This window comes from Paractinoplanes polyasparticus (assembly GCF_019710575.1).
In the GTDB taxonomy this organism is placed as follows: Bacteria; Actinomycetota; Actinomycetes; order Mycobacteriales; family Micromonosporaceae; genus Actinoplanes; species Actinoplanes polyasparticus.
Genome location: NZ_JAHWFK010000104.1, coordinates 1 through 6,132 on the forward strand (window position 1 = coordinate 1; position 6,132 = coordinate 6,132).

Below are 6,132 nucleotides of genomic sequence, written 5' to 3' on the forward strand. Positions count from 1 at the left end.
CGAGCCAGATAACCTCACCCCTGCCCCGACCGGCGGCAGGTAACCACCGCTCCATCAAAGCGGGGGCAACTCAGGTCTGCCCCATAGGAGGTTAGCGGCGACCGCAGCCAAGGCCATCGACCCGGCGTGGCAGCTGTGCTGATCGCCAGCAGGCAGCGGCTAATCATGGCCCACGCTCAGTGCTGCACGAAACCGTCAAGAGACTGACGGACGTCGGCGCGAACGCCGCCCGCAACGCACTGGTCGAGCTGGCTCGGGGCGTCCCCACAGTGACATCGACGCGGCCGAGACCGCGCTACAACCCGCGCTGGCCCGGGCAACCTCTGAATTCGTAGACCTCCGGCTCATCGACCCGGGGCTCAGCCCCGCGCTGCTGGTCCAGGAGTGGAACGTGCCCGGGGCGCACCCCCAGCCGGGCGTTCGCGAGCACGGGAGAATCAGCCGCAGCCTGAATTCGGCGCCGCCAGCTTGAGGTCTCCACCGACTGTCCGTCTCGGAAAGACGTCTCGGACCGCGAACAGCCAGAAAATGTCCTCACCACCCATGTCTGCCGTGCGCTCCGACGACGAGCAGGACACCTTCGGCGCGTTGTCGACCCGCCGAGCGGGCCTCTAGGGGAACAGCGCCGAACTCGTCGCGGCCGCATTCGCGGACGTGGGGTCCGTGATGAATCAGCGCCTCGCCGCTGAGCGACCGTCGGCCGGCTCACCTCAGGTCGCCGAGACAGGTGGCCCGCGGAGGCAAGGCTACGACCACCAACCTGGGGCGCAAAGGTTATGCTACGACGTAGGAATCACCTTATTGCCTGGCATCCCGGGTTAGTTGGGCGAGATGCTGCAGAGTGGCGTTACTCTGCTCTTCGGTAATGAGGGGAATTGAGTCCGGTTCGTTGCTGCGAGTGACGAGGTCTGCGGTCGAGTTGAGTGGCGCAGGTCGCCGCAGGTTCGCTTGGCCACCGACTGTTCGATTCTCTTTAATGGCGATGGGATCATTGGGATCCTCAGGATTGGATTTTAGAAAAGGAAAAACAGTCTTCATGCCAAGTGCCAGCGCTGTACTCACAGGGATCATCGGTACATGTCTCGTGAAGTTTTGCAGCACGTTCTGAATGGAGCCGTGTATTGAATCTGCGCCGATCGCCAAGATCTCGGCGGGCGAACTCCCAACGAAGTGACGCTCCGCTACCAAGGCGAAGGTGTGTTCGACGCGGTACGAATTATAGTCAAGCCAGTTGCGAATGTTACCCATCATCAGGCCGCTTCGCAGAACTGCGGGATTGTGGCGGATGGCGTAGGGCATGACATGCTTGCCATGCGCGTCGTTCCCTTTTACGGCAATGCTGACAGCCAAGCCGGCCGTGAAGACGTAGGCGTCGGCCGCAAACCCTCGTAGCTGACTGGCTTCCTTTGTTGACGCGAACCTATTTTCCGCAAGGTAGCTCCCAGTCACTTGTCCGGCGAAGATCATGCTGGCTTCCATGAGGGAAAAAGGGTCGTGGGCCATGTTCTGCGATGTCCATACCTGGTGCGTCGTGGCGCCGCTCATCCTGATATCCACGGTAAATTGACTCATTTGAACTTCGGCCGCATATCTAAAGGGAGCCTCCTCTGTTCGTGCCTCCCTTGACGGCCTCAACTTCGGTATCAGACGTAGGTTCCTGACTCGATCGTCGACGGCGAACTGGGTATCGTTGAAAATCTGTGCCAGCGTGGCGCCTCTTCTGCCGATTCTACGGAGCAAATTCCGCGCTTGAAGGCTCTCCCTCATGTGGACTTCCGGATCCGTCAAGATTCCGTCCTCCCACATGAACGAACTGACTGGGAAGCCAACCTGTTCCAAATGGAATCCTGACGGGTTTTCATCCGCAGTGAAATATAGAGTCGGCCCGACTACGAGTTGGCGAACTTCGTCGATGATTCGTACAAAATCGTCAGAGTTCTCGTGTGGGACATCGAACATGAGCCAGGGATACTCGATCTCGCGGCCGACCGCGCCGGTTCCGGCGCCGCTGAGATCAACTAATGATCTGGCGATGGACTCGGATTCCGCGCTAGGGCGATCACCGATCGGCCACTCTGCCTCCCCGATAATCCGGCCATCCGCCTCTACGAACCGAGCGCGAAGATCGACTCCGGAGGGAAGGGCCACGGAGACGGGGGAGGATGAGCTGAGATAGTCGAGGCCGGACATCGGCCGAGCCGTCGATACGGGCGAATCCAAGGTCTCGATCCAGATATCTTGGTCAGCGCCATGGTGAACAAAGACTGCGTGGCCGATCTCGTTGGGCTTTCCGATACGGACGAAGGCGGAGCGACCCGGCCGCGCCGCAACAATTCTGCGGATGGCCTCCCAGCCAAGTTCAGAAACGACGGGCCAAGTCTTCAGGTCACCGAGCGCGGCAAACCTACCGGTACCTACGACCGAATCATCGACTGCCCTGGTCGCAGGGAGGACCCCACGCGGATTGAACGCTGTGGTCGGATGCAGGAACATCCGGGCATGCATGGTCGTCAGCAGTGCTATGCAGTAGGAGTCCCCCGCTTCCATGCCTACACTCGAACGCGCGATCGCCACGAGCGCATTGATATCGGCATCTGAAAGTGGGCTGGAGAAAGCAGTCGTGTTATCAACTGCACGTTCTGTCGTTCCCCGCCGGGAGGCTTCGACGTCGCGCTGACCGGGTACTGGGGGAAGTTGACTGAGAACGGCATCGAGTGACGTGCCTTCATTCACCGTGAGCGCCGCGCCGATGTTACTTTGCTTGGCCCTTGCAGGCCGTGTGGGCTGGGTGGCCGCGGGCCGGCCCGAAGTCAGTCCGACCGGCATCGGCTGGGCTGGCGGAATCCGATTGGGCATGCTCATGGATGCGGGCGATTGCGTGGGCAGACCACCGGCGGGCCGGTGAACGCGGCCGTAGGGCTCCAGTGACGGCTGAGTCATCTTGCAGCTCGTCAGGCCGAGCGGATCAGCTTGAGTCAGGGGATTCTTCACGTAACCGAAAGGGTGCGGATTTCCTTTCAGGCCTAGTGGGTCCGGGGTGAGGTAGCGGGCCGTGGCCGGATCATAAAAACGGAATCGATTGTAGTGCAACCCCGACTCGGCGTCGAAGTATTGACCAGGAAAGCGCAGTGGCGTGGGGGCTGGGTGGTGGCTCAGTCCCCACAGGTCGGTGCGCAAGGCCGATAGACGTTGGCCGCCGTCGCCGAGCAAGTGCGTCGGTGTACCGACCAGATCTGTCACGATCGTCATCAGGCCGGAATCGTCAGATTGAATTACGGGCGCGGAACCATCAGGCCAGAACTCCCAGGACATCGCCTGAGCCCCGGCCTGCTCCATCATCACGTCTCCGGACCAAGCGAACAAAGTCTCCTGCCGAACGGTTCCGTCATCAGCGAGAAGCTGCTTGGCGACGCGCCGGCCGAATGCGTCGTAGCGATACTGCCAGCGGTCACCGTCGGCCGTCACCACCCCCACCAGCTGATCCTCGGCGTCCCAAACGAACTCCCACCGGCCGGTCTCGCTTGACCGATGGGTCATCCGGCCGAGAGAATCGTATTCGAAGTGGACGCCGTCGGCCTGGACCAGCAGTATGCCGTCGAACTTCCAGTGCTCGCCGTCCATGCCCGCAGGAACGTCGGCGCGATCGTAGAGGTAACGTTTAGATTTCTCGCCATCGGTGCCGGCGACAAGAATGCGGCCGTGCGCGTCGATGCCGAACAAACGAGAACCGATCCTCGTAACGTCACCGGACGCGTTATATCTAAAAGTTTGCTCGACCGATCTTGGAATGTGCTGAGAAGTTAATCTTCCAGCTGAATCGAATGTTTGGCGAAAGGCAAGATCGCCTCCGATCTTTCGGACGATTTCACGCCCAGATGAATCCCGCTCGAAAGTTATCAACTGCCCGTCGACGTTCAATGCTACCGGCAGACCTCGCCCGTCATGGAACCAGCGGCTTGCCCGTCCTGACGGCATTGTATGGCCCATCAGGCGGTCGCCGTCGTAAGCTGTCAGGATAGTCCGACCATTGACGGTCTCAGCAATTTTCCGGTCGACGGCGTCGTATTCGAAAGTCACTTCCGCGTCCGGGCTGGTGACAGCGACTAATCGCCCGTCGACGTCATACTCGAGTTCCACGATCGTGGTCCCGGTTCGCCGCTCGATTACTCGGTCCTGCCTGTCGTAGAGATAGCTGGTCACATCTCCGGCAGCGTTGACCTGCTCCGCCAGACGCCCGGCCCCATCGTAAAAGTAATGCCGGGCACGACCCGCGAAATCGAAATCTGACACTAATCTGTCCGCCGCGTTGTAAACGTAGCGCCAGGCTAGACCGATGGCGTTGGAGGCCGTGACGTGAAGCCTATTATTCCGGTACGGCAAGGCGGACGATTGGCGTTGCCAGACTGCATCGAAGTCGACTTTTGAAATGGACACCCAAACTCCTGCAAGAATTGAGATTGCTGCACGTGCGGGTGGTCCGCCTTGGCATTGCGTTGGTATCGGCTCAAGGTGCGCATATTCTCGTGAAATCGAGCTCCCCGAAAGTATGCGCCATCGCGCTGCTGTAGCCCACGATGTGGTACGTCTCATGATTGAACCGGGGGATTTCCCTCAGCAGGTGACACCGCTCTCGCCTTGCCGGGTTCGTCGCCCACCAGCCCGCCGGATGTGACCTCAACGGGTCGGAGCTATCTCATCCATCGCTGCTTATGGCAGCGCCTCGGCGGTTGGCTGGCGCCGCCTGGCCGCCGTCAACAGCGAGACCGGCGCAATTTTCCACTTCGACTGTTCCGAATCCGACTACAAGGCCGGACTTCGAGGCTACCGATGCACGCGGAATTATGACGTTGAGCCGGTTCCTGCCGGGCTCGGAACATGGATGTTTGCTCGCCAATGCGACTGAGCTGCACGCGCGGCGTGCGGGCCGTCAGGCAGACTGAGCGCGATCGGTGCCTTTCTCGCCGCCGGACCACACCCAACCCGTATCGTCGCCTCAGCGTCGAGGCGCCAGGCCGAGGTCGATCATGCTGGCGGTGGTGTCGAGGGCGGAGTCGACCGGCGGGTGGTCCAGCCCAGCTCTCTCCGCCTTGGCCGTGCTGACCGGCAAGCCCGAACTGTTCGAGACAACCAAGGATCCTGCGTAGGCAATTGCCCAGGAGGGGCCAAACTGGCTACCGACACAGTGATCGCCGCCGGGCGTGCGGGCTACGCCCCGGCCGGTGACCCTGCGCCGCCGGTCACGATGGTCTGGTCGCTCGGTGCGGGCCTGGCCATGCTGGCGATCAAGCGCCCGCTCGCCGCGATGTCAGCCGAGCGCGGGTCTTCCCTGACGGAGCTGACCACCCAGGTGACAGCCCTGTTCCAGACGATGCTCAGAAACGCGTGATGCGCGGCCGGGTACATCTTGGCCAAGTTGAGTCTCCTCCAGCATCTGGCCCGCCCCATCCGATGCCGATCTCGAGGCCGCACGGTCGGTCCATCCCAATCTCTGTGGCGTGGCGTCCGTGACTGGCGAGCCTGGTACACCCGCGGGTGGTCTGCGACACCACGACAATACGGTCGTGCTCGTCGTGCTGGGGCTACGGAGACGTCTCAGCCGGAAGGGGTCGATCCCCCTCGGGTTTCGAGCCGTCGAAGGCGGACACGGTGTCGCGGAGTTGCCGCAGGTTGGACTGGTCGAAATAGAGCTGGCGGATCGTGTAATCCGAGACGGCGGCGCTGAACCGGCGGTCCGGATGCGGTGTCAGCCCCATCGCGTCGCCCTGGCGCCGGCCGATCAGCACTTCTTCCAGCTCGGAACTGACTTGGCCCAACCGGACGTCGCTGATCTTCAGCGCGTCTTCCAGCGGAATGGGACGCCCGAGGAAGATGCTCAGGAGCAGGGGTTTTCGGGCTACCACGGCTTCTTCGGCCACGTCCTCGGCGACCCAATCCTGGAGGCGTCGTTCGCCGGGCTCGGTGGTCTGATGGGGGCCGTACGTACGCCGCCGATGGGTATCTCACGCTGCTCGACCAGCCCTAGTGTGTGCATGCGCTGCAACTCACGGCGGATGTGGCTGAGTTCCCCCCGCTTTCGTGGAGCTTCTCAAACATGATCGACTGATCATGGGGAGGAAGCATTTGTGGCTGCAC

General features: G+C 61.6%; 3 protein-coding genes. 1 reads left to right on the forward strand and 2 read right to left on the reverse strand.

Translation table 11 applies throughout. The features are described 5' to 3' along the window. Window positions 1–798: 798 nt before the first annotated feature. Window positions 799–4,434, reverse strand: a complete 3,636-nt coding sequence (locus tag KXC43_RS50135; protein ID WP_221383409.1) for an RHS repeat domain-containing protein — start codon at window positions 4,432–4,434, stop codon at window positions 799–801. A 748-nt stretch (window positions 4,435–5,182) separates the two neighbouring features. Here KXC43_RS50135 and KXC43_RS50140 point away from each other — a divergent pair. Beyond that, the gene (locus KXC43_RS50140; protein ID WP_221383410.1) at window positions 5,183–5,386 is read left to right on the forward strand and encodes a hypothetical protein; all 204 of its coding nucleotides are present in this window, start codon (window positions 5,183–5,185) and stop codon (window positions 5,384–5,386) included. Between the two features lie 193 nt (window positions 5,387–5,579). Here KXC43_RS50140 and KXC43_RS50145 read toward each other — a convergent pair whose 3' ends face one another. Further along, entirely contained in the window at window positions 5,580–5,915 is a 336-nt protein-coding gene (locus KXC43_RS50145) for a hypothetical protein (protein WP_221383411.1), read from the reverse strand. Window positions 5,916–6,132: the final 217 nt, after the last annotated feature.